Below are 24,143 nucleotides of genomic sequence, written 5' to 3'. Positions count from 1 at the left end.
CCCTTCGACTTCCCGTCCGTGCCGCCCTCGCGGCAACGCGCCTGGATTGCCGACTGCCTGCATCAGGTGCCGCGTCTGTGGGATTTCGTCTTGCATCAGGGCCCGCTCACGCCGGCCCTGCCCGAGCGCATCGGGGAGCATGCCCTTCCGATCCTTCGGGAAGACCAGCCGCTGCTCGAGCAGATCCAGGAGGCGAGCGCCTGGATCCAGTCGATCGCCCCTTTCGATCCGGAGCGCGAGATCCCGGTTGCCGCGCTGCCGGCGCTGTTCGATGCAGGCCGCGGCTGCGCCGCCGATCTTGCGCACCTGCTGATCGCCCTGATGCGGCAGTGGTCGATCCCGTCGCGGTTCGTCTCCGGCTACCTGGACGCGTCCTATTTTGACGCCGACGATGGGGATCCCCCGGGGACGGCACCCCGTGAGCAGAGACTCCACCACTGGGCCGAGGTGCTGATCCCGGGCGGAGGCTGGCGCGGGATCGATCCCGCCCTGGGGCTGTTGGCCGACGCGACCTATGTCCGCGTCGCCGTCGGCCGCGACGCCCGGGACGTGCAACCGCTGCGCCAGGCCTGCCGGAGCGACGGCACCGCGCCCGAGCTCGAAGAGACCCTGGCTGTCACGCCGATCGAGCCTGGCTAATTCTGGATCCGCGACGCCCGCGTCAGCTCCGCGAAGCGCACGCCACGCAGCCCGCCGATCTCGAGGCTCAGTCGCTCGATTTCGGCGGGCATGCCGCGGATGATGATGGCCTCCAGACAGTTGTGATGGTCCATGTGCACATGGGTGGACGCAACCACATGGACGAATTGCCGGTGCTGGATGTCCAGGATGTGCTGCGTCAGCTCACGCTGATGGTGGTCGTAGATGATGGTCAACACCCCCGCCACCTCCTCGTCGCCACGCTCCCAGGTCTCTTCCACGATACGTTCGCGGATCAGGTCTCTGACCAGCTCCGAGCGCGAGGCATAGCCCTTGTTGACCACGCGCTGATCCAACTCGTCGAGGAGTGGGCGCGGCAGCGAAACGCTGAACCGGATGGTTTGCTCGGGAACGGCCATACTGCTCTCGGGTTGCTCAGATCGGTCATCCGACATGCGGCTATTTGAACCGGAAAGGTCCCCGAAACGCAAAGCAGGCTCAGGGGCCCACCCCAACCATCCTAGCTGCTCGCCGGGCCTTTTGCGGTGCGGGTGAAACGACCTGGCACGCCTGCCGGGGATCCGGGGGCTCCGCCGTCCTGCTTCCGGTGGGTTTTCTGGCCGGTGCCCTGTCGTTCGGCCTGTCGGCACTCCTGGTCGTCGGGTCGCTTGCACTGAGCGGGAGCGAGCTCAGGGCGGCAGCCCAATTGATCCTGATCGCTCAGTTTCCAGTCCTGCTCGTTGAAGGTGCAGTCACGGCCGCGATCCTGCGCCTGCTGTTGAAGGTTCGCCCCGGTCTCATCCAGGTCTCGACCCGTCAGCGTGTCGTGCCAGCCGAGCGCCCTCAAGAGGCCTAGGAGCCTGTTTCAACTCATCTTGCATCTCAGAGCCCGGTCCGACTTGAGGCCGATCGACTGCGCCGGCGGCAGGGCGATCCATGTCCGCCCGATCTTTCGTGTGTCAAGACCCGCTACGGGCGTCAAGATCGGGCCGAAATGATCCAGGCTCAGTCACTCACGCGACTGAGCCTGGCGGCACTTGCGCCCCGGAGGCGAGCCGACGGGCTCTTCGGAGGCCGCTCCGGGTAGCGCTGATCAGATCAGCGCGTGCTCACAGCCCGCTGCTTGGGGCGGCCTCGGCCGAGGTCCCGGAGGCGGTCTGAACCGCGACCACCGGGGCTTTCGACTCCTCGTTTGCCAGACGCTCCGTCTCCGACATCACCATCGTGGTCTGAACTCCACCGACGAGCAGCGCGACTGCGGCAAGCACTCCTAATGCACCCATGATAAAACTCCGATCGTTAGTGGTTGCTGATGGTCATCATCATATAAGCAAATTCTAACATTGCAAGCCCTCGGCGCGCCCTTCCGTGGATCGCGTACCCGCCGGCCCGCCGCTCCACATCGGATGGCGGCCGACCACTCTGCCGCGTCGATGCCTCCGCGCCCCGTTCCCGGGTGTCAAGCTGCCGCAGCGGCTGATCGCGAACGAGTCGCATCGCCACACGCGTCCCCTGCTATGATTTGCGCCCTCCCGCCGGTGCGCATCGGGGCGATGGCGGCGAGATGGCCGGAGAAGCGACATGCATGTGCTGGTTGGCGACATCGGTGGAACCAAGACCGCACTCGGTCTCGCACAGACTCATCGCGATCGAGTCGAGCTCGATGGGCTGCGGCGCTATCCAAGCGCGGACTTCGCATCGCTCGATGAGATCGTGCGGAGGTATCTGGAGGAGACCGGGGTGGCCTGCCGGTTCGCGGCCTTCGCAGTGGCGGGCCCCGTGCGTGGCCGGCGCAGCCAGGCGACGAATCTGCCCTGGGGGTTGGATGCCGACGCGATGGCGCAGTCGCTGGGGTTCTCCGGGGTCGCCCTGCTCAATGATCTCGAGGCCATGGCCTGGGGCCTCGCCGCACTCGGGCCGGACGACTTCGCGGAGATCCATCCGGGCGAACCATCCTTGGCAAACGCCTGCGTGGTGGCCGCGGGGACCGGCCTCGGCGAGGCAGGTTTGTTCTGGGACGGCCTGCGCCACCATCCCTTCGCGACCGAAGGCGGGCACGCCGATTTCGCGCCGACGGACGCCTTGGAGTGCGCGCTCTTGCGGTTCCTGCAGGAGCGTTTCGGCCGGGTGAGCTGGGAGCGCGTGGTGTCCGGTCCGGGTATCCGCATTCTCTACGAATTCCTGCTTGAGCGGCAGGCCGGTCAGTCGCCGCAGTGGCTGCGGGAGGCCTTCGCGGCGGGTGATCCGGCGGCAGCCATCGCCGAGGCCGCCTCGTCCGGCCGCTGTCCGCTCTGCATCGAGACGATGGATCTGTTCTTCCGGCTGTATGGTCGCGAGGCGGGAAACATGGCGCTCAAACAGATGGCGCTCGGGGGTGTCTTCCTTGGCGGCGGAATCGCCCCGAAGAATCTTGACCCCTTGCGCAGCAGCGGTTTCCTGGCCAGCTTCCTCGACAAGGGCCGTCTGGAGCCGGTGATGCGCGCGATGCCGGTGCGGGTGATCATCCAGCCCAACACCCCCTTGCTGGGGGCCGCTCGCTACCTCGCCTCCCAGTGAAGGGGCCTCTCGCCAGTGGGCGGTCCGATGCCCACGCCCGGACGAGCCGGCTGGGATCGATTAATCCGCGTCAGGTTCGCGGGCTGCAGTGCCGTTTGAGCCAGGCCGTCAGTCCCGGCAGGCCGGGAAACAGAGCGCGCTCGGTCACGTTGGATTGATCGAGCTTGTCGCGAATCTCCCACTTGAGCTCGGCGGGTATAATGATGCGTCGCCACAGGGTGGGGCGCTCGACGAGCCAGTGCCAGACCGAGTCGCGTTGCACCACGGCGCGGTGGGCGTATTTCCGGAAGTTGCGCAACAGGTGCTTTTCCAGGGCGGCACCCCACCCGCCGAGCCGGATCAGAGTCGTCGTCAGCGGATGACTGACATCGCCGAGCCCGCTCAAGACGCACGTTCAACCTGTGATTCGGCGGTCCGCCCTCCGATCGGTGGCGGGTGCCTGGCTTTGTAGACGCGGAGGCCATCGGTATGCTGAGCCGTGAGACGATCGGTGCCTGGATTGAGTCGAGCCCGATACAGCGCGTCATCATCGCGCTGATCGTGGTCAACGCCATCACCTTGGGGCTCGAGACATCGGCAGGCGTGATGGCGCGCCACGGGCACACCCTGCACCTGATCGATCGGGTCATCCTGGCACTGTTCGTGATGGAGATCCTGCTCAAGCTGCTGGCCCAGGGTACGCATTTCTTCCGGCGGGCCTGGAACCTGTTCGATTTCACGGTGATCGCCATCGCACTGATCCCGGCGACGGGTCCACTCGCGGTGCTCCGTGCCCTGCGGGTGCTGCGGGTCTTGCGGCTGGTATCGATGGCGCCGCGGTTGCGGTTCGTGGTCGAGGCGCTCTTAAAGGCGTTGCCCGGTATCGCCTCGATCGCGGGACTCATGTTGATCCTCTTCTATGTCGCCGCCGTGATCGCCACGGGTCTGTTCGGGGCAAGCTTCCCGGAGTGGTTCGGGAGTCTGGGGGCGTCGATGTACACCTTGTTCCAGATCATGACGCTTGAGAGCTGGTCGATGGGCATTGTCCGTCCGGTCATGGATGCCTACCCTTACGCCTGGCTCTTCTTCATCCCCTTTATCCTGATCGCGACCTTCACCATGCTGAACCTCTTCATCGGCATCATCGTCGATACCATGCAGACGCTGCACGAGGATCAGCATTCGGCGGAGCGCGAGCGAATCGAGGCGACGGTCCATCAAGACACCCGCCATGTCGAGCTGGAGGTGCGCGCCCTGCGCGAGGAGATCCAGGGTCTGCGCCGCGAGCTGGCAGCCGGCCGCGAGGAGAGCTAGGAGCCTGTCGGAAGAGCACCACCCCATAGGCGACAAGAGGCCAACGATTCAGATCCACCACCGACGGCGTGGCGCAGAAATCCTAAGGAAAGACGCTGATTGATTGGCCGAGCTGGCCAGGAATCAGCACGGAAGTCGAAAACGCGGATTCCGACTTCCTTCATTTTCAGGCACTGAGATGCCTGAAAATGCCGGGGCCTCCTGCCCCGGAACGGCAGAGAGATGGTGTCCTCGTCCTCGTACCCGATGTGGACCGTGAGTGCGAGGTCACAGGACTCACCGGGGGGGGCGAAGCGGATCATGCCCCGCGCGGGTGGGCGCGGTGCAGGACGCAGTTTTGGTGCTATCATCCTCGCTGTCGTTTTTCAGATGCGAGCTGTTGCAGTTTTGCGACGCCAAATCCCGAGGGCCGTCCGGCGGGGTGTGCCGTGCGTGTCCACCGGCTGCCACCCTGCCATTGCGGATCGTCATGGGGTCAAGTGTGGATCGAACGCGAAACGGTCGAGCGACACCGGGGCGCCCTTTCTGCCCGGCCGCATGCGCGTGGGTGCTCGTCTTCCCGCTGATGCTGCTCGCCGACAATGCCTTCCCGATGACGCTCGACGTCAAGGTCAACGGCCTGGAGGGCGAGCAGGAGGCGAACGTGCTCGCCTTGCTTTCGATCTATCAGGAGCGGGGCGAGGCGGACCTGACGCCGGCGCGAGCCGAGGCGCTCCATCGCCTTGCACCCGGCCAGATCCGGGAGGCACTTGCACCCTTCGGGCTGTATCGAGTGGAGGTGACCGATCGACTCGAGAGCTCCGCGGATCCCATCGGGACCTGGGTCGCGACCTACGATGTGGTGCCGGGCCCGGCGGTGCGTATCGGCCGGATCGACTATGCCGTCACCGGTGAGGGGGCCGACGACCCGACCTTTCCGAAGACCTTCCCGATGCAGGTCGGCGATGTGCTCCTGCATGCCGACTATGAGGCAGCCAAGTCGGACCTGCGCTTCCGGGCCTCCTCGGGCGGTTACCTGGACTACGAGCTGACCCGTCACCAGGTTCTGATCGATCCGGTGGCCTACGAGGCGGTCATCGAATTCCATCTGGATACCGGACCCCGCCACTACCTCGGCGAGGTGACATTCAAACAGGATCTCCTGAACGACCGGTTCCTGCATCGCTTCGTCGATTTCGAGCCCGGGGTCGTCTACAACCCGGACCTCTTGCTTGGGCTCCAGGGTCGGCTGCTTGGAACCGAGTACTTCAGTGACGTCGAGATCGTCCCCCTCAAGGACCCGACCGGTGAGAGCACCCTGGTGCCCATCGAGGTGGTTGCGACCCGCAATCTCCCCAACAAGTACCGGGTCGGTCTGGGTTTCGCCACCGATTCCGGGCCTCGTTTCAGCGTGGACTGGCGCCGCCGCTACGTCAATCAATGGGGCCATCGGTTTCGAACCGAGCTGCAGCTCGCCCCCGCCCTCTCTCAGTGGAACCTGGATTATCGAATCCCGATCCAGGACCCCACGCGCGACTACATCGTCATCAAACCTCAGTCGACCTATTATGATCTCTCGACTCGCAAGGGCTGGCTGCACTCGCTCCAGGTCGCCCATTCAACGCTCACGCCCGGAGGCTGGCGACGCACGGCGGGCATCGACTACAACTACGAGGACTTCGACATCAGCGATGTCCAGACCGGCACCTCCTCGGAGCTGGTGCCCAACATCTCCTGGACGAAGACGGTTGCCGACGACCCGATCAACACCACTCGCGGCTATCGCCTGCGCTACGGCATCCTGGGCGCGGTGGAGGGTGTCGTCTCCGATGCCTCGTATCTGAGCGGGACCGTTCAGTTCAAGTGGGTCCGCCGGTTCGCGGAGGAGTATCGTCTCATCACCCGCACCGATCTGGGTGTCACCCTGGCCGCGAATCTGGACGAGCTCCCCTTGAGTCGCCGCTTCTTCGCCGGCGGGGACAACTCCATCCGCGGCTGGGGCTTCGACGCCCTGGGCCCGACCGATCCGGATACCGGCGAGGCGGTCGGAGGGCGCTATCTGGCCGTCGGGAGCCTGGAGCTCGAGCGCCGGATCAAGGGTCCCTGGAGCGCGGCCGTCTTCACCGATTTCGGCAATGCGTTCGATCCCGATTATGACCAGAAATTCGAGCAGAGCGTCGGTGTCGGGGTGCGCTGGGCCTCGCCCATTGGTCAGGTGCGTCTGGATCTCGCCTTTGCGCTCACCAAAGACGACGACGAGACGTCCTATGGGCTCCCGCCCGCGCGACTGCACATCGTGATCGGCCCCGATCTATGAGTGAAACCGATTCGACGCAGGCAGCGAACGCGGGCCAGCCGGGGCGTGGCGACGGGGGCGCCGCGCCTCAGGTGCCGTCTTCCCGTCGGCGGCTTCGCCCATTGCGTCTGCTGCTTGAGGTGACCGTCTCCTTCACGCTTGCCCTGGTCCTCATGCTCGGGCTGGTGCTTGGCACGCAGACGGGCCTGCGCCTGGCGTTCGGGCTGGCCGAGGAGCTGGCGCCCGGTATCCTGCGTGTCGAGCGTGTCGATGGGCGCATCCTGGGTCGGCTGCACCTGAGTGGGCTGGCGTTGCGGCTCCCCGACTTCGCGATGGATGCAGGCAGCGTCGACCTGGACTGGTCGCCCTTCTCCGCTATCGGCGGGACCCTGCCGGTCTCGCAGCTCGTGGTGCAGGATCTCGACCTGGTGCTTCCGCCGAGCCCCGACGAGCCGAAAGAGCCGCTCCGGCTCCCCAACATCGCACTGCCGCTGCAGATCGATGTCGGCGAAGCCCGCGTGGAACGGGTGCGACTCTTCCGGACCGGAGAAACGTCGCCCTTCGTGCAGGTCGATCGCGCCGACCTGTCCGCCAGCCTGCGTGGCAGCGAGCTGACACTGGCCCATCTCGGTGTGGCGCTGACTGAGCCGAGGCTCGATGCCAACGCCGCCGGGAAGGCGACATTGCGTGACGGCTATCCGCTCGCGCTCGACCTCGACTGGGAGCTGACCCAGGCGCCTGCGATGGCCGTGCACGGTGCGGCGCGAATCGCGGGAGACCGTGAGGCGATCCAGTTGAGTCATCGGTTGAGCGGCTCGGCGCGTGCCGACCTCGATGTCCGAGTGGCCGACCCGCTCGGCGACCCGGCATGGGATGGGCGACTAGAGATCCTCGCCGTCGATCTGCCCGACTTTCGACCGGACCTGCCGAAGGTCGCGATCACGGGACTCTTGCAGACAGACGGAAACCTGGATCTGGCCCAGGTCACGGGACGCGTCGATGCCCGGGCGCCCGATCTGCCGGACTTCGGGCATCTCTCGGTCGTACTGGACCTGTCGTGGGCGGAGCAGGCCCTGAAGGTGCGGGCACTCGAGCTCACCGAGCAGGCGTCGCAGGCGCTTCTGACGCTGACCGGTGAGATCGCGCTGGGCCCGGATCCCGGTGGGATCGCGCTCGCGGGTCATTGGGAGCGACTGCGATGGCCCCTCAGCGGCGATCCGATCGCCGAGTCGCCGCGCGGCAAGGTCGATGTCTCGGGGACCTTCGACGCGTTCGACTACGCGCTGTCCTTGGTCGCGCAGGGGCCGGACATCCCATCGCTCAATCTCGGACTCGCCGGAGAGGGGAGCCGGACCGGGACGCGGCTCTCCGCCTTGAGGCTCGATGCGCTCGGCGGCGAGCTCCTGGGGGAGGGTGAGCTGAGCTGGTCCCCTGAGTTGACCTGGGCGGTTCGCCTGGATGGCGCCGACCTCGATCCGGCCGGCCTCGTCGAGGGCCTCGATGATCGCGTGTCGCTTCGACTGACCACATCCGGTGGATTGGACGGGTTCGACTACGGTGTCGAGGCCCGCTCGGTCGGCCCGGGCCTGCCGCCTTCCAGTCTGCAGATCGGGGGTCGCGGTGATGCCCGTCAGGCGCGGCTCGAGACCCTGATCCTGGAGACCTTGGGTGGGCGCATCCAGGGGCAGGCCGAGGTCGGCTGGGATCCGCAGGTCACCTGGACCGCAGCAGTCGACGCAGAGGGTATCGATCCGGGCACCCATGTCCCCGCATGGCCGGGCCGGATCGACGCCCGCATCACGAGCCGGGGATCGGTCGCAGCTTCGGAACCGGATCTGGTGGCCGCCATCGAGCGATTCGAGGGCGATCTTCGAGGTTATCCCATTCGCGCCTCCGGACAGGTCAGCATGGTGGGCGAGAGGATCCGCGTCGAGGACTTCAGTGCTGCCTCCGGCCCGAGCCTGGTGCGCGTGCAGGGGACAATCGACGAGGCCTTGGATCTCAACTTCGATCTGGAGTCCCCGGACCTTGCGACCCTGCTTCCCGAGGCCCGGGGCAGCCTGAAGGCAAGCGGCACGGTCTCCGGGACACGCGACATGCCACAGGCCTTGGTCGATCTGTCCGCCTCGGAGGCCGAGCTGGCGGGACAGGGCATCAAGAGCCTCTCCGGCAGACTCGACCTGGGGCTGTCACCCGATGGTCCGTTCGAGATCCAACTGGACGGCCGTGAGCTCGTCGTCGGGGACATGCTCTGGAGCACCCTGTCGGTGCGCGGAGAGGGTCGGATGCCCGATCACCGCTTCGCCATCTCACTGGCGGGTGAACCCCTCTCCTTGATGCTGGATGGGTCGGGCGCCCTCGGCCCTGAGGGCGCTTACGCAGGCCGGATCATCCGCCTGGACCTCGCCTCCAAGACCTTCGGTGACTGGGGCCTGCGGGAGCCGAGCCCGTTCTCGATCGACGGACCCCGTATCGGCGCCGGCCCCCTCTGCATCCGCGGCCCGGCCGGATCGGGCGGATGTGTCGAGCTCAGTCAGGACGAGGCGAATCGACGGGTCGCCAGCCTGGACCTCGATCTCGCGGACCTCGCGCTCCTGGCGCCGGTCCTGCCCGAGACGCTCACCCTCGCCGGGAACGGCCGGCTTCGGGGCCGGTTCGAGGCCGCGGGCGCGGTGCTGACGGGCGACGCCTCGGCGGAGTTTCCGACAGGCTCGGTCCGGATACCGATCGGCGCGGGCAAGGAGGAGGTCGTCGAATTCTCCGGTGCCCGCCTGAGTCTCGACGCGGACGCGCGGGCGCTCGCCGCCCGGCTCGGTGTTCCGCTCAGCGGGATGGGACAGATCGACGGGCGGCTCGAGCTGCCGGGTTGGCGGCTCGACGCTCCGACACGTCCGGGACAACCGATCGGCGGCACCCTGCGTGCCAGCATCGAGGGATTGGACCGGATCTCCCATCTGGTGCCTGATCTCAACGCGGTGACAGGCGCTGTCGATGTCGACCTCGGCCTCGCCGGGACCCTCGGTGAGCCGGGCGTGAAGGGCGGGGCGCGCGTCAGCCGCGGTGGCTTCGAGGTACCCTTGATCGGACTCAAGGTATCCGGCCTCAACCTCTCTGCCAAGGCCCGCAGGCTCGATGAGTTGGCGCTGCAGGGCGAGGCCGACGTGGGCGGGGGTCGGCTCGGGCTCACCGGCGACGTGCGTTTCGGCGGCGGTGGCTTCGACGCACGAGCCCGGTTATCCGGCGACCAGCTCAAGGTCGCGGATACGCGCGAATACTTTGCCTTGGTCTCACCGGACCTGGACCTGCAGGCCGACTCAAAAGGCGCACGTCTGAGCGGCGAGATCAAGGTTCCGGAGGCGCGGATTCGACCGCGCTCTCTCCCCGCCGGCACCAAGTCGACATCGAGTGACGTGGTTCTGGGAGATGGCGCCTCGGCGCCGCCTTACCCCCTCGAGATCGACCTGCGGCTGCATCTCGGGGACCAGGTGACCATCGACTCGTTCGGTGTGCGTGGGCGTCTGGCCGGGGATCTCACGCTACTGCAGTCGCCCGGCCGGGAGATGCTTGGCGACGGTCAGCTGCAGATCATCGATGGGCAGTACCGGTTGGCGGGTGGATTCGGTCTGGCCGCGGACATCGGGGTGCCGCTGAACATCGTCCAGGGACGCCTCGTCTTTGCGCAGAGCCCGGTCGGGAACCCGGGCCTCCTCCTGCAGGCCGAGCGGGAAGGCGGCTCGACCACCGCAGGGGTTCGCGTGATGGGCACCATGCGCGATCCGAAGCTGACCTTTTTCTCCGAGAGCGATCCCGGGATGACGCAGGCTGAGATCACCAAGTATCTCCTGACTGGGATCGCCCCAACCGCAGACGATAAAGGCCCGGATCCGGGGCTCGCGGTCGGGACCTATATCGCACCCAAGATCTTTCTCGAGTACGAGACCGGCTTGGGTGATCAGCAGAGCACGGTCAGGCTGCGCTACGACCTCACCAATCGCATCGAGCTGCAGACCGAGACGGGCGAGAGCCAGGGCGCGGATGTCTTTTTCACCTTCGAGCGATGACCCTGACCCATCCGCGGCATTGGCCCAGTTGGCTCCTGGTCGGCCTGGTCTATGGGCTCGGCCGACTGCCGTTTCCGCTGATCTGGGGGCTCGGCACCGGCTTGGGGCGTCTGACCTATCTGTTTGCGCCCTCGCGGCGTCTGATCGGACGGCGTAATCTCGAGCTCTGCCTGCCGGAGGCCTCCGCAGACGCACGCGAGCGGATCCTGCGCGCCCAGTTCGGCTGGCTGGGAGTCGCGGCCCTCGGCCAAGGCGTCGGGTGGGGTGCGTCGCGCGCCCGCCTGGGGCGCCTGGTCAAGATCCGCAACCGCGAGCTGATCGATCGCTGTATCGCCGAGCGTCGCCCGGTGATCGTATTGGTCCCGCACTTCGTGGGGCTCGAGCTCGGCGGTGCCGCCTTCACGGCACTGGTCCATTCTGGCGTCTACATGTATCAGAAGATCCGCAATCCGGTGATCGACCATCAGGTCCGGCGGGCACGTCAGCGGTTTGGCAGTCTCTCCATCGAGCGCCATGACGAGCTCCGCGGTCTGTTGCGCGAGATCAAGAAGGGCACACCCTTCTATTATCTCCCGGATCAGGACGGGGGGCGGCGCGGTCTCTTCGTGCCCTTCTGCGGAGTCTCCGCCTCGACCGTGCCGATGCTCGGACGCTTCGCGGCCATGACCAATGCGGTGGTCATCCCGACCTTTGCCCGCTTTCTGCCATGGGGGCGTGGGCTGGAGCTGATCTTCGATCCGCCCATGGAGGACTTCCCGACCGGCGACCCCCAGGCGGATTCGGCACGCATGAACCAGGTCATCGAGTCGCGGATACACACCATGCCGGACCAATATTTCTGGGTCCATCGCCGTTTCAAGACCCGCCCCCCGGGGGCGGCGCCCATCTATCCGTCGCGACAGCGTCGGCGATGAGTACACCCTTGGTCCTCGTGCGGTGGATAGGCGAAGCGCGTCCACCTCTGACACCAGGGCGCCTGGTGGATGCGGGTCGGACCGACGACCCGGGCGGATACGGTGGATAGCCCTCGCTCACCCGCCCCCCGCTCCGGCGTCACGCGTCCGCCGGAGCAGCCGCCCGGAGGCGCCCTGCGCATCGGCCGCACCCGCGATTGGGTGATCGGCGGGGCCTTTCTGACCGCGGTGCTCGTCACCGTGCAGCTGACGGTCGGCTGGGGACCTCTGCTGTCTCCCTGGCGCGCGCTCTCGCCGCTCCTGCTGGCAGGGCTCTTCGCGCTGTCCGCTCTCAGCTATGCCCTGCGCGCCGTGCGGATCTATGATTATTTCCGGCCGCGCTTCGCCGGCTGTTTCCTCTCCGTCCTGCGCCTGAGCGTCTTGCACAACTCGGCGAACAATCTGTTGCCCATGCGCGCGGGCGAGATGGTCTTCCCATGGTTGATGCGACGTTATTTCGGCCATGCGTTTCTCGATGCGGCGGCGGCCCTGCTCTGGATCCGCGTCCTGGATCTGCACTTCCTGGGGCTGATCGGCATCTTCATCCTCAATCTGCGGGCCCCGTCCTGGATCTGGGGGCTCGGGGCCGCCCTGTGGGTCGCGGGCCTGGCGCTCTTTGTGCCCCTCGCACGGCGGGTGCGCCCGGGGTCGGGGCAGCGCGAACCCGGGGTCTGGGCAAGGGCGACCCGGGGCCTGCGGCGACTGCTGCTCGCGGCGCCCGGCAAGCCCCTGATCCTTGCGCGGGTCTATCTCTGGACGGCCCTGACCTGGCTGCTCAAGCTCGCCGCCTTCGCGGTGCTGCTCGAGCATTTCCTGCCGGTCGCCTTCTGGCGAGTCCTCACCGGGGTGATGGGTGCGGAGCTTTCGAGCGTGCTCCCCTTCCACGGCATCGCAGGCAGCGGCAGCTATGAGCTGGCGGTCGTTGCCGCGCTGACGCCCTTGGGTGTGGATCCGAGGTCGGCGCTGGCAGGTGCGGTCAACCTGCATCTGTTCTTGCTTGGAACGACCATGGCACTGGGCGGGCTGGCGTTCCTGCTGCCGCGGACCTCGGTCTGCTCTGGCCGCGGTGCGGCCTCGCAGCAGGCGCCGGCCTGACAGGTCAGGCCCCATGGCTCGGACTCGGATCGCCACGACCCATGCCCGGCATCAAGATTGAATCCGCCCGCTGTTGCAGCGGAGAATGAAAGGCGGACAGAACAACCGCGTATCGTGCCGGCTGCGTCAGCCTGTTGAAAGTCCAGTCCCAGCCGATGGCTGACCTGCCTCGGGCGCGGCAAAACCGGACGTGAATCCCGCTGTCGAATGCCCCGGGCCTTGGCCGCCGCGACGCTTCGTCTGAGCACCAGCAAAGGTGAGAGAATGCATCCAACACGACCCGTATTCCTGGATCTGAGGCGGATCAAGCTGCCGATGTCAGGCGTCGTTTCCATCCTTCACCGCATCAGCGGGATCTTGATGGCGCTGGCCATCCCGGGCGCCGCCATCCTCTTCCACCAAGCGCTCTCGGGACCCGACGGGTTCGCCGTCGTCGCGGCGATCCTGGACAGCTGGTTGGCCAGGCTCATTCTGATGCTTCTGGCCTGGAGTCTTCTGCACCACCTCTTCTCGGGCATACGCTATCTTCTCATTGACCTCGGGCTCGGGCTGGAGCGGCCGGCGGCCCGGCGCAGCGCCATGATCGTTTTCGCTGCGGCGATCACGGTGCTGGTGGTCGGCGGAGGACTGGCATTATGAGTCGGCAGGCATCGGGGCTGATGGCCTGGGTCGTGCAACGCGCCACGTCGGTCTACCTGGCCATCTTCCTGACCTATCTACTGGTCCACTTCGTCTTCAACGCCCCGGCCGGGCATGCCGCACTGGTAAACTGGGTCGCGCATCCAGTCGTCGCGCTCTCGCTCCTGCTGTTCGTGCCGGTCCTATTGGCGCACGCCTGGGTGGGCATCCGGGACGTCCTGATCGACTATGTGCACAACCTCGGGCTAAGGCTCGGCCTGTTGACCCTGGTTGCCTTCACCTTCATTGCCTCGGGCCTCTGGGGGATCAAGGCGATCATCACCGCGGGCCTTTGGGGGTAGTCGGGGCATGAGCATTCCAACACGTCATTTCGACGCCCTCATCGTCGGTGCGGGTGGCGCGGGGCTGAATGCCGCGCTGCAACTGGCCGGAGCGGAGCTGCGGGTCGCCGTCGTCTCCAAGGTCTTTCCGACCCGTTCGCATACGGTCGCCGCGCAGGGCGGGGTGAACGCAGCACTGGCCAACGTCCTGCCCGACTCCTGGCACTGGCATATGTTCGACACCGTCAAGGGATCTGACTACCTCGGCGATCAGGACGCCATCGAGTTCATGTGCCGCGAGGCGATCCCCACGGTCTACGAGCTCGAGCACGCCGGGGTGCCCTTCTCGCGGCTCGATGACGGCAAGATCTATCAACGCGCCTTCGGCGGTCAAAGCCAGCGCTTCGGCGGCGAGCAGGCTGCGCGCACCTGTGCCGCCGCGGACCGGACGGGTCATGCCATCCTGCATACCCTCTATCAGCAGAACATCCGTGCGCGGAGCCATTTCTTCGACGAGTGCTTCGCGATCGACCTGGTCCGGGATGGCGAAGGGGTCATCTGCGGTGCGCTGGTGCTGGAGATCGAGACCGGCGAGCCGCTCCTGATCGAAGCCAAGGCAACCCTGCTCGCAACCGGCGGCTGGGGGCAGGTCTTCCGGACCACCTCCAATGCGCACATCAACACCGGCGACGGCGCGGCGATGGCCCTGCGTGCCGGTGTCCCGCTGATGGACATGGAGTTCTACCAATTCCACCCCACCGGTATCGCCGGCAAAGGGATGCTGATCACCGAGGGCGTCCGCGGCGAGGGTGGGTACCTCATCAACAAGGACGGCGAGCGTTTCATGGAGCGTTACGCCCCGCGCGCCAAGGACCTGGCCAGCCGCGACGTGGTGTCGCGCGCAATCGTCACCGAGGTCAAGGAGGGCCGCGGCTGCGGCGAGCAGGGCGATTATGTGATGCTCAAGCTAGACCATCTGGGCGAGGCGGTGATCTCCAAGCGCCTCCCCGGGATCCGCGAGTCGAGCCGTATCTTCGCCGGCGCCGACCCCGTGGTCGAGCCTATTCCGGTGTTCCCGACCGCGCACTACGCCATGGGCGGCATCCCCACCGACCGCTTCGGCCGGGTCGCCATGCCGGCGGGGCACGGCGCCGAAGAGGTCGTGGTCGGGTTGTACGCGGCAGGGGAGTGCGCCTGCGCCTCGGTCCACGGGGCCAATCGGCTGGGTGGGAACTCACTGCTCGACATCCTGGTGTTCGGACGCCTGGCCGGCAAGGACATCATCGACTATGTCCGCGAGAATCCGTATCAGCGGAGTGTCCACTCGGCGAGCCTGGATCAGGCGATGTCGCGCCTGGAGCGCTGGGGCCAGAAAGGGGAGGGACTGACCGTGCAACAACTGCGCGCCGAGCTTCGCAGGTGCATGGAGGACCATGCTGGCGTGTTCCGCACCGAGGATGTCATGGCCGAGGGGTATCGCAAGCTCTGCGCGCTGCGCGAGCGACTCCCTGCGGTGCGTCTGACCGATCATTCCAAGGTCTTCAACACCGCGCGCATCGAAGCCCTGGAGCTCGAGAACATGATGGACGTCGGACTCTCGATCGCGGTCTCCGCGCTCCATCGCCAGGAGAGCCGCGGCGCCCACTCGAGACCGGACTACCCACAGCGTGACGATCAGACCTGGCTGAAGCACAGCCTCTATTACAGGGAGGGTGACCACATGGATTACAAGCCGGTCCGGACCAAGCCCCTCACGGTCGAGTCCTTCCCGCCGAAGGAGCGGGTGTATTGACGCAGGGGGCAGGACAGTCTCGCGGGGTCGCCAGCTCGCGGCGGCGCTCCTGTGGGTGTTCTCCCCCTGACCGGGGCCCGCTGCGCTCGGCGCACCGGCCCGCGGACGGGCGACCGACGACTGAAGACCGACCACCGTCGACCGCCTCGAAGCGCATGCGATGTGCTTCCTGTGCCCTCGACGGTTCCAGTTGCACGAATCCAGGTGAGCCATGAAGATCAGCGTCTATCGCTACAATCCGGAGACCGATCGCCAGCCCCGGATGCAGACTTACCAGGTCAAGACCTTCCAGGGCATGATGCTGCGCGATGCCCTGCTGGAGGTGAAGAAGCAGGACGAGAGCTTCAGCTTTCGCCATTCCTGCGGTGAGGGGGTGTGCGGGTCCGACGGGGTGAACGCGAACGGACGCAATGTCCTCGCCTGTATCACGCCGGTCACTGAGCTGAAGGAGCCGGTCCAGGTCCGCCCCTTCCCGGGTCGTCCGGTGATTCGCGACCTGGTCGTGGACATGACCCGGTTCTATGAGCAGTATCGCGCCGTCAAGCCCTATCTGGTGCGCAAGGACCCGCTCCCAGAGCAGGAGATCCTGCAGTCGCCGCAAGAGCGCGACCGGCTCGACGGGCTCTACGAGTGCATCCTCTGCGGCTGCTGCTCCACCGCCTGCCCGTCCTTCTGGTGGAACCCGGAGAAGTTCCACGGTCCGGCGGCCCTGCTGCAGTCCTGGCGGTTTCTCGCCGACAGCCGCGACCAGGCCACCGAGGAGCGGCTCGACGCCCTGGACGGGCCCTACAAGCTGTTCCGCTGCCACAGCATCATGAACTGTGTCGAGGTCTGTCCCAAGGGCCTCAATCCCACGCGTGCCATCGGCAGGATCAAGGAGTTGATGCTCGAGAAGGGGCTCTAGCAGTCTGTCGGACTTAGGATGAATCGGCTACGGAAGCGGGACAAGGGTCCATCTCGCCCCGCTTGTTCGTGACATAGCACCCACTCTGCGCCTCAATACAGGTACGAAATGGCCTCGCTCTCCCGCTCTCTCGCTGCGATTCCCCTCAGTCCGACAGGCTCCTAGGTGGCCGCCGCCCCGACAACCGACCCTGGACCCCCGCCGGACGCCACCGCATCTGCGTCGGGCAGCGAGGATGAGATCCGGCGGTTGCGCTGGCAGTGCCGGCGGGGCATGTTGGAGCTCGACCACCTCCTGGACCGATTTCTCGATCTCGGCTATGGTGCATTGAGCGCACCGCAACGCCTGGCGTTCGTGAGGCTGCTGGCCGAGCCGGACCCACGGCTCAGCGACTGGCTGCTGTCTCGCGCCGACCCACCCGACCCCGAGCTTCGGGAGCTGGTTCGTCATCTCGTCGAGGTCGTGCGCGCACAGGGCTCGTAGACGCCGTGCGAAGGGTTCCGGACGCGCGGCTATCTGAGGTGGACATCCAGTGCACGCCCTCTCTCGGTCCCGGTCAAGCGCAGTGCCGCGACGCGGCCAGAGCGGACGTCGATGAAAAGCACGACGGTTGACATCAGAGGGCAATGGCTTCTCACCGCGAACGTCGCCCGCTCCTGATTCGGCCCAGTTTCTCCCGGCGGCTGGCCGTGCTGGTTGGTCTGACCCACCTCGCCGCGGCTGCTGGCGTCCTCGGCCTGCAGTGGGGTGCCTGGTCCGCTGCGCTGATCGGACTCATCGGTGCAAGCGGCCTCTATGTCGGCTATGTCGATATCCTCAGGCGCGCCCCCTGGTCCATCCGCTCCGCCCTCTGGAGCCCCGACGGGGCCTGGCTGCTCTCCTTCGTCTCCGGCATCGAGCGCGAGGCTCGGCTCTCTCCGGCCACCTTCGTCAGCGTCCCGCTGGTGATCCTGAATTTCCGCCTTGGCCGCCTGCATCGCCGCGCTCTGCCACTCTTCGCCGATGCCCTCGATGCCGAGCAATTGCGCCGACTGCGCCAGAGGCTGCGGACCGAGGGCGCAAAGCCGGGCGGCCGACCGCTGCAATGACGCGAGCCACCTGCTGCACCGGCCAGCGGATCGGGTGCGGGGCAGCAACGGCCGGCGATGTCCCCGATCGCCGTGTCCGTGCCCAGGTAGCCTACCAGCAGGGCGTGGCGATGCTCGAAAGCAGTCCGAAGGCGTCGCCCGGCGAGGGCATCGGCATGCCGCCGGCCGGCCCCCCGGCCTTGACGCGGATGAGGTACTCGGCCCATTGCAGTTGGCGCGGCAGATAGCCAACCCGCGCTGCGATGTCGTGCAGCTCGCCAACGAAGGCGAGGTCACAGGGCTGATCGGAGCCCGGCGAGGCCGTGCAGAAATCGTGGCGCATGCACGCGGCGTCAAAGGCATCGACCGGGGGTGGGAAGCCGGAGGCGGGATGTTCGATACCGCGCCAGTTGCCGTAGATGGGCATGCACTTGAACGCGCTCGCCGGGGTAGCAACGGCGACGAGCAGCAGACCGATCAAGGCGTCTGCGAATTGTGACGCAGATCAAGCTTCAGTCACTTAGCGACCACTCTTTCGACTCATGGTCGCAACTGGAACGCAACAGACAACGGCTGTGTGACATTTTCGAGATGCCAACAGCTTCTGTGGATAAGTATGTGGAGAAAGCGCGCCGGCTGGATCTGAAGTCGCGTCGCAACTGGACTGCGTACAGATTGGTCAGGTTTTGATCGATCGAAATATATTCTTCTAAATCAAGTTGATATCGACATTTCGCCAATCCGGTCGGGCGGGTTTCCAGGGCGGCGACCGGGATGCGCCCGCGCGTCGAAGCCATGTGCACAAAACCTTTGTCAAGCCCTGATTCGACCCCGTGCCGCTGCCCCTCCCGACGCCGGTTCGCGTTTCGGGTCGAGACAGAGACGGAGACTGCACAGACCGCGTCGCTGGAGGGCGGGCTGCACGCGCACGGCTGCAACGCGCACCGAGCACGTCCGCGCACCACGACATCGCCGAGTCGACGGCATCCGATTGCCGGTGTTCTTCCGATGCCCCCCGACGGGGACGGGGTGTGCCGATGGCCGCGCGCGGGTCGCGAAAGTGCATGAAAAAATTGGAATATGCTGTCAGATGACGCGCGTCTGTCGGTCGGATCGAGGGTTGCGCTCGACCCGAAAAAGGCCCAGCATAGAGGACTCGCCTCTACCCATCGCCGAATCGGGGCCAGGCGCCCTGTCGCAAAGTCACTCACCGGAACCTGAAGTATCCGAGCATGACGCCCACCGATCTCAAGTTCGTCCGCGACCACATCGCCTCCCGCATCATCGGGCAGGAGTCCTTCATCGACAGCATGCTGATCTGCTTGCTCAGCGACGGGCATCTGCTGGTCGAGGGCATGCCGGGACTTGCCAAGACCACCGCGGTAAAGGCGCTTGCCGATGCGTTGGAAGGCGATTTCCACCGGATTCAGTTCACCCCGGACCTGCTCCCCTCCGACCTGATCGGCACGGACATCTATCGCCACGAAAAGGGCGAGTTCGAGTTCCGGCCCGGACCGCTGTTCCACAACATCCTGCTTGCGGACGAGGTCAACCGCGCGCCCGCGAAGGTCCAGTCGGCCTTGCTGGAGTCGATGGCCGAGCATCAGATCACCGTCGGCTTGCGAACCTACCCGTTGCCGAAGCTCTTTATGGTGCTTGCAACCCAGAACCCAGTCGAGCAGGAGGGGACCTACCATCTCCCGGAGGCGCAACTGGACCGCTTCCTGATGCAGGCCGTGGTCACCTATCCAAGCCGCGACGAGGAGCTGCGGATCCTCGAGCTCGACGCGCAGCAGCAAAAAGAGCCCGATTCCCCGCCGCCCACCCGGCTGAGCCAGACCGACCTGTTCGAGATGCGCCGCGACGTCGCCGGAATCTATCTGGATCCGAAGCTGCACAGCTACATCGTCGACCTGGTCCAGGCGACCCGTCAGCCGAAGCTGTATGACGCAGACCTCGGACGCTGGTGTCGATTCGGCGCGTCGCCCCGCGCGAGCATCGCCGTGGCGCGTTGCGCCCGCGCTCGCGCCTGGCTGGACGGCGAGAGCTTTGTCGCCCCCCATCACATCCAAGCGGTGGCGCCGGAGATCCTGCGCCATCGTCTGCTCCTCACCTTCGAGGCCGAGGCCGAGGGGGTCACCACGGACGTCTTCGTCAACCGGCTCCTGACCCTGGTGGCCATCCCCTGACGCCAGCCGCCGCGCGATGAGTCTCTACCCCCGTCTCGACGACCTGCTGGAGCTGCGCCATCAAGCCCATACGCTGGGCCTGCCGTCGCACCACCTGGTCAACTCGACCTTTGCGGGACTCTATGCCTCGGTGTTTCGGGGGGCCGGCGTCAACTTTGAGGAGGTGCGCGAGTACCGCGAGGGCGACGACATCCGCTACATGGACTGGAAGGTGACGGCGCGGATCAATGAGCCGCACATGAAGATCTTTCGCGAGGAGCGCGAGCGCTCGGTGGTGCTCTGTGTCGACAAGGGACCCCATATGGCCTTTGGGACGCGTGGGACCTTCAAGTCGGTGCAGGCGGCCCGCGCCGCCGCCCTGATCGGATGGGCGGCGAGCCGGTTGAACGACCGTGTCGGTGGGCTGGTTTTCGGCGACCCGTCGACCGGGCTCCAGCATTTTCGCCCGTCGCGCGGCCGCCGTGCGCTCTGGCAGCTGCTGCGCACGCTGACCGAGCCCGGTGCCGAGATGGATCCCTCCATCGATTGCCTCGGCGGCGCGCTGCGACGGGCGACCTCCGGTCTGCCCACGGGCTCGCTGGTCTTCGTGATCGCCGATCTCAATCGCGATGCCTTGGGTCTGGAGAGCATCCTCGGTGATCTCGGTCAACGTCACTCGGTCGCGTTGATCCCGATCGACGATCCGGCAGACTGGGAGATCCCGGCAATGGGGGTGGCCACATTCACCGGCACCGACGGGACCCTGGTCGAGGTCGACACCGACGACGCGGATGCTCGGGGCGCCTATCGCACGGGCTGGGAGGAGCGACGCATCCTGCTTCAGGCAATCGTCCACCGGCTTGGGATCGTCCTGCTGCCGGTGCGCACCGACACCGAGATCCATCTCAGCCTCATCCGCGCACTTGAGCAGCGTGCGCGCTCGCGCGCCGTCTGAGCAGAGCCGAGACCCGAGATGGACCCGATGCTCCAGCCCCTGCAGCCGACCCAGATGCTGCGCGATATCCACGATATCCAATCCATACCCTGGTGGCCACCCGCCCCCGGGTGGTACCTGCTGGCGCTTGGCCTGTTCCTTCTGATCCTCGGCGCCTGGCGCTGGCGTGCGAGGCTCAGCCTGCGCGTCCCCATCCCCGGCATCACGCTCGGCAGCTGGCGTTGGGACGCCGCGCTCGCCCTCCGGGACCTCAGCCGTCGCGCAAGCTCCGGTCAGGACCCCAGGTCGGTCGTCGGCGAGCTCTCCGAGCTGCTGCGCCGCATCGCGATGGCCCGGCTGGGGCGCCCCGCCTGCGCGGGTCTGACCGGCACCGGCTGGCTCGACTGGCTCACCAGTCATGACCCGAACGGCTTTCCCTGGCACGAGCGGGGCCGGCTCCTGATCGATGCCCCGTACGCGCCGGCGAGCGCGCTGCCCGGCCGGTCAGGCGCGACGGATCTCCTGTCGCTCATCGATGCCGCCCGCGCCTGGGTCGAGGTGCGCGATGCGCCGAAGGGAAGGCGCCTGACGCTGCCCTGGCGTGCGATGCGGGGCGCAGCCCGTGTTTGAGTTTCACTGGCCCTGGGCTGCGCTCCTGCTGCCTGTGCCGCTGCTCCTGCCCTGGTTGTGGCCGGCGCGGGTGCAACGCCGGGAGGAGACCCTGGAAGGTCAGCGGGTCACGCTCCTTCATCCGCACCTCCTGTCGCTCCAGGCCGCCTTCACCGCACGCCGGCCGCGCCCGCGACTCGCCGGCTGGGTGTACCGCGCGCTCCTCTATCTGCTCTGGATCGCGCTGGTCGTCGCCCTGATGCGACCGCAGTGGCTGACGCCCCACACCGAGATCAGCACCCCCGGCTACGACCTCATGATCGCGATGGATGCCTCGCACTCGATGGAGGCGCTGGACTTCACGGTCGACGGCCGTCCGGTCAACCGCATGAGCGTCGTTCGAGGCGTCATGGGGCGCTTCATCGAGGGTCGCGAAGGCGACCGCGTCGGCCTCATCGTCTTCGGCAGCCAGGCCTTCGTGCTCTCGCCCCTCAGCCTGGACCGGCTGGCCGTGCGCCAGGCACTCGATGGCATCGTCCCCAGCGTCGCCGGCGCGGCGACCGCCCTCGGGGACGCCATCGCGCTCGGTGTCGTCAAGCTGCGCGAACGCCCAGAAGGCTCCCGCGTCATGATCGTGATTGCCGACGGCGACAACAACGCGGGCCGTTTCGTACCGGGCGAGGCGGCCGCGTTGGCCCGTCTGCATGGGGTGCGCATCTATGTCATCGGCGTCGGCAGCGAGCAGGACCGGATCCCGATCCTCGAAGAGGGCGTCGTTCGCTACCGCGACGACCTGACCATGGACGAGGGGACCCTGAAAAGGATCGCCGAGTTGACCGGCGGGGCATACTTCCGTGCGACCGATACCGGAGCGCTCGAGGAGATCTCGACGCGGATCAGCCAATTGGAGAAGACCGAGGCGCAGACCCGCACGGCCTACCTCCCCCGGCCGCTCTACCGCTGGCCGCTGGGGATCGCCCTGCTTGCGCTCCTCGGTCTCGGACTCTTTCCGGAAGGTCGCAAGCGTTTCGTGGGCAGGCTGGCCAGTGATTGACGGCGGCTTTCACTTCGAGCAACCACTCTGGTTCCTGGGACTCCTGGCCCTGATCCCGGTCGCCTATTGGCTCAAGCGCAGTGCGGCGCGGGCGTCACAGGGTCCGCTATATCGTTACGCCGATCCGCATCTCCTGCCCCATCTCACTGGCACCCGGGACCTGCGCACGACCGAGCGTTGGGGCCGGTATCTGCGTTGGAGTCTGCTGTGGGCGCTCCTCTTGGTTGCCATGGCAGGTCCGCGCTGGGATGCGACCGACGTGCGGTTGTTTCACCCCGGTAACAACCTCTTGATACTGCTCGATATCTCCCGCTCTATGCAGGCCAGCGACGTGACTCCCAACCGGATTTCGCGCGCCCGGCACGAGATCAGCGACCTCATCCGCAGGAACCGTGAGGTGCGGCTGGGCCTCATCCTGTTCGCCTCCGTGCCCCACGTGATCTCGCCGGTTACAGAAGACACTCAGACCATCCTGAGTGCCTTGCCGGCACTGTCGAGCGACCTCGCCAGCGGGACGATGCAGGGCAGTCGGCTGACCGCGGCGCTGGCCCGTGCCGAAGGCCTGCTGGGCGGCCTGCCCGAAGACAGCGCCCGGGCCATCTTGCTGATCTCCGACGGGGATTTCGATGAGCCGGATCTTCCCGATCAGGTTGCCCGCCTGGCCGCCGCCGGCATCCGGTTTCACGCGCTGGGGATCGGCACGCCGGAAGGAGCCCCGGTCCCGGCAGCGGCCGGCGGTTTGGTGCGGGACTATCGCGGCGACCCAGTCGACTCGAAACTGAATGAGACCCTGTTGAAGACCCTGACCGACGCCGGCGGCGGCATTTACCGGCGCGCCGACTTCCGCGACTCGGATACGGACGCAATCCTGCAGGCGGCGGCAGTCTCACGCCAGCCTCCGCAGGATCGCGACGAGCGCACGCGGGTGTGGAACGAACGCTTCTGGATCCCCGTCCTCGTACTCATGCTTCTGCTGCTGTCGCAGTTTCGCGCCCTGCGGTGGCCTTGGAGGTCCACGACATGAGCGGGCAATGGGTCCGCGACCCGCGGTCCAAACACATCGGACCTGAGCACGCCCGTCAGGCCGCTGCGCGGTCCGATGTCTCTATCGGGGGTGTCGCGGCACGTCGTGCGATGGCGGAGACGCGGCTCAAGACGCTGTGCCTCGGCTCCCTTGTCCTCATGCTCAGCTTGTCACTGCCCCGGGCGGCATCTGCCGGGCTGTTCAAAACCACCGAGCAGGAGGCCTTCGATGTCTATCAGTCTGGTGACTTCGAGGCCGCGGCGAAGAGCTTCTCGGACCCCTATCGCCAGGGCGTCGCGCTCTATCGCGCCGGGCGCATGGAAGAGGCCTCGAGGGCCTTCGGACGCGCCGACACGGGTGAAGACAGCCTGTCCGCACGCTACAACTTGGGCAATGCCCGCTTCAAGCTTGGCGATTACACCGGCGCCGCAGCGGCCTATGAGTCGGTGTTGCGGGCCGACCCCAACCATACGGACGCGGCGCACAATCTTGCCGTGACCCGGGCGGCCCTTGCGCGCCTGGAGCAGGAACAGTTCCGTGACGAGTCGCAGCAAGAGGATGAAGAAGACCGCTCGGAGACCGCCAAGGAGGAGGAGCGGAAGACGCAGCCGGCCGAGCAGCAGGAAGCGCAGAAGCAGCAGCAGGAATCCGAGCAGCAGCAGGAGTCCGAGCAGCAGCAGGAGTCCGAGCAGCAGGAGTCCGAGCAGCAGGAGTCCGAGCAGCAGGAGTCCGAGCAGCAGGAGTCCGAGCAGCAGGAGTC

At 66.6% G+C, this 24,143-nt stretch carries 24 protein-coding genes; 20 read left to right on the top strand and 4 right to left on the bottom strand.

Annotated features, from left to right (window positions below; all coding sequences use genetic code 11):
* The coding region (locus tag LJE61_RS13475; protein ID WP_296918640.1) for a transglutaminase-like domain-containing protein at positions 1–639 on the top strand (639 nt) is incomplete at its 5' end.
* On the opposite strand, the gene nikR is transcribed toward LJE61_RS13475, so the two are convergent.
* Positions 636–1,058 (bottom strand): nickel-responsive transcriptional regulator NikR, encoded by a 423-nt coding sequence (nikR, locus tag LJE61_RS13470; RefSeq protein WP_296918638.1) that lies wholly within the window; start codon positions 1,056–1,058, stop codon positions 636–638. The two genes, LJE61_RS13475 and nikR, sit on opposite strands and share 4 nt — an antisense overlap.
* 188 nt (positions 1,059–1,246) lie before the next feature.
* Between nikR and LJE61_RS13465 the strand changes: the two genes are divergently transcribed.
* The gene (locus LJE61_RS13465; protein WP_296918636.1) at positions 1,247–1,495 is read left to right on the top strand and encodes an energy-coupling factor ABC transporter permease; all 249 of its coding nucleotides are present in this window, start codon (positions 1,247–1,249) and stop codon (positions 1,493–1,495) included.
* Between the two features lie 253 nt (positions 1,496–1,748).
* On the opposite strand, the gene LJE61_RS13460 is transcribed toward LJE61_RS13465, so the two are convergent.
* Positions 1,749–1,922: a hypothetical protein gene (locus tag LJE61_RS13460; protein ID WP_296909284.1), complete on the bottom strand. Its 174-nt coding sequence runs from the start codon at positions 1,920–1,922 to the stop codon at positions 1,749–1,751.
* 298 nt (positions 1,923–2,220) lie between these two features.
* Here LJE61_RS13460 and glk point away from each other — a divergent pair, with 298 nt between their 5' ends.
* Complete coding sequence (glk, locus tag LJE61_RS13455) at positions 2,221–3,195, top strand: glucokinase (RefSeq protein WP_296909285.1); 975 nt, start codon at positions 2,221–2,223, stop codon at positions 3,193–3,195.
* A 70-nt stretch (positions 3,196–3,265) separates the two neighbouring features.
* Here the strand turns inward: glk and LJE61_RS13450 are convergent, their stop codons facing one another.
* Positions 3,266–3,580, bottom strand: coding sequence for an FRG domain-containing protein (locus tag LJE61_RS13450; RefSeq protein ID WP_296918634.1), 315 nt, complete (start codon positions 3,578–3,580; stop codon positions 3,266–3,268).
* An 83-nt stretch (positions 3,581–3,663) separates the two neighbouring features.
* On the opposite strand from LJE61_RS13450, the gene LJE61_RS13445 reads away from it, so the two are divergent.
* The 11 genes from LJE61_RS13445 (at position 3,664) to LJE61_RS13395 (ending at position 17,615) form a co-directional block, all read left to right on the top strand.
* On the top strand, positions 3,664–4,488 hold the full coding sequence (locus LJE61_RS13445) for an ion transporter (protein WP_296909287.1): 825 nt from the start codon (positions 3,664–3,666) through the stop codon (positions 4,486–4,488).
* Positions 4,489–5,053: 565 nt separating this feature from the next.
* On the top strand, positions 5,054–6,784 hold the full coding sequence (locus LJE61_RS13440) for an autotransporter assembly complex protein TamA (RefSeq protein WP_296909296.1): 1,731 nt from the start codon (positions 5,054–5,056) through the stop codon (positions 6,782–6,784).
* Positions 6,781–10,824, top strand: coding sequence for a translocation/assembly module TamB domain-containing protein (locus tag LJE61_RS13435; protein ID WP_296918632.1), 4,044 nt, complete (start codon positions 6,781–6,783; stop codon positions 10,822–10,824). Before LJE61_RS13440 ends, LJE61_RS13435 begins: the two co-directional genes overlap by 4 nt.
* On the top strand, positions 10,821–11,738 hold the full coding sequence (locus LJE61_RS13430; protein WP_296909289.1) for a lysophospholipid acyltransferase family protein: 918 nt from the start codon (positions 10,821–10,823) through the stop codon (positions 11,736–11,738). Before LJE61_RS13435 ends, LJE61_RS13430 begins: the two co-directional genes overlap by 4 nt.
* 102 nt (positions 11,739–11,840) lie before the next feature.
* Complete coding sequence (locus LJE61_RS13425; RefSeq protein WP_367114921.1) at positions 11,841–12,872, top strand: lysylphosphatidylglycerol synthase domain-containing protein; 1,032 nt, start codon at positions 11,841–11,843, stop codon at positions 12,870–12,872.
* Positions 12,873–13,136: 264 nt separating this feature from the next.
* Positions 13,137–13,511: a succinate dehydrogenase, cytochrome b556 subunit gene (gene sdhC / locus LJE61_RS13420; RefSeq protein ID WP_296909290.1), complete on the top strand. Its 375-nt coding sequence runs from the start codon at positions 13,137–13,139 to the stop codon at positions 13,509–13,511.
* Positions 13,508–13,852, top strand: coding sequence for a succinate dehydrogenase, hydrophobic membrane anchor protein (sdhD, locus tag LJE61_RS13415; RefSeq protein ID WP_296909291.1), 345 nt, complete (start codon positions 13,508–13,510; stop codon positions 13,850–13,852). The genes sdhC and sdhD overlap by 4 nt, the downstream gene beginning before the upstream one ends.
* A gap of 7 nt (positions 13,853–13,859) precedes the next feature.
* Positions 13,860–15,623: a succinate dehydrogenase flavoprotein subunit gene (sdhA, locus tag LJE61_RS13410; protein ID WP_296909292.1), complete on the top strand. Its 1,764-nt coding sequence runs from the start codon at positions 13,860–13,862 to the stop codon at positions 15,621–15,623.
* Positions 15,624–15,834: 211 nt separating this feature from the next.
* Positions 15,835–16,527, top strand: a complete 693-nt coding sequence (locus tag LJE61_RS13405) for a succinate dehydrogenase iron-sulfur subunit (RefSeq protein WP_296909293.1) — start codon at positions 15,835–15,837, stop codon at positions 16,525–16,527.
* Positions 16,528–16,776: 249 nt separating this feature from the next.
* The gene (locus LJE61_RS13400) at positions 16,777–17,010 is read left to right on the top strand and encodes a succinate dehydrogenase assembly factor 2 (RefSeq protein WP_367114920.1); all 234 of its coding nucleotides are present in this window, start codon (positions 16,777–16,779) and stop codon (positions 17,008–17,010) included.
* A 143-nt stretch (positions 17,011–17,153) separates the two neighbouring features.
* Positions 17,154–17,615 (top strand): protein YgfX, encoded by a 462-nt coding sequence (locus LJE61_RS13395; protein ID WP_296909294.1) that lies wholly within the window; start codon positions 17,154–17,156, stop codon positions 17,613–17,615.
* A 91-nt stretch (positions 17,616–17,706) separates the two neighbouring features.
* Here the strand turns inward: LJE61_RS13395 and LJE61_RS13390 are convergent, their stop codons facing one another.
* Positions 17,707–18,075 (bottom strand): phospholipase A2 family protein, encoded by a 369-nt coding sequence (locus LJE61_RS13390; protein WP_296909295.1) that lies wholly within the window; start codon positions 18,073–18,075, stop codon positions 17,707–17,709.
* Positions 18,076–18,826: 751 nt separating this feature from the next.
* Between LJE61_RS13390 and LJE61_RS13385 the strand changes: the two genes are divergently transcribed.
* The 6 genes from LJE61_RS13385 to LJE61_RS13360 form a co-directional block, all read left to right on the top strand.
* Positions 18,827–19,783, top strand: a complete 957-nt coding sequence (locus LJE61_RS13385) for an AAA family ATPase (protein ID WP_296910062.1) — start codon at positions 18,827–18,829, stop codon at positions 19,781–19,783.
* Between the two features lie 16 nt (positions 19,784–19,799).
* Positions 19,800–20,717, top strand: a complete 918-nt coding sequence (locus tag LJE61_RS13380) for a DUF58 domain-containing protein (protein ID WP_296910060.1) — start codon at positions 19,800–19,802, stop codon at positions 20,715–20,717.
* An 18-nt stretch (positions 20,718–20,735) separates the two neighbouring features.
* The gene (locus LJE61_RS13375) at positions 20,736–21,326 is read left to right on the top strand and encodes a DUF4381 domain-containing protein (RefSeq protein WP_296910058.1); all 591 of its coding nucleotides are present in this window, start codon (positions 20,736–20,738) and stop codon (positions 21,324–21,326) included.
* The gene (locus LJE61_RS13370) at positions 21,319–22,359 is read left to right on the top strand and encodes a VWA domain-containing protein (RefSeq protein WP_296910056.1); all 1,041 of its coding nucleotides are present in this window, start codon (positions 21,319–21,321) and stop codon (positions 22,357–22,359) included. Before LJE61_RS13375 ends, LJE61_RS13370 begins: the two co-directional genes overlap by 8 nt.
* A complete protein-coding gene (locus LJE61_RS13365) occupies positions 22,352–23,383 on the top strand; it encodes a vWA domain-containing protein (RefSeq protein ID WP_296910054.1) in 1,032 nt (343 codons plus the stop codon). Before LJE61_RS13370 ends, LJE61_RS13365 begins: the two co-directional genes overlap by 8 nt.
* Positions 23,380–24,143 (top strand): tetratricopeptide repeat protein (locus tag LJE61_RS13360; RefSeq protein ID WP_296918630.1); only part of this gene is annotated, 764 nt, incomplete at its 3' end. The genes LJE61_RS13365 and LJE61_RS13360, both read left to right, overlap by 4 nt.

The sequence above is a fragment of the Thiocapsa sp. genome (genome assembly GCF_022340925.1).
Lineage (GTDB): Bacteria > Pseudomonadota > Gammaproteobacteria > Chromatiales > Chromatiaceae > Thiocapsa.
The sequence above is the reverse complement of the archived record's forward strand: the minus strand, read 5'-3'. Positions and strand labels throughout refer to the sequence as shown.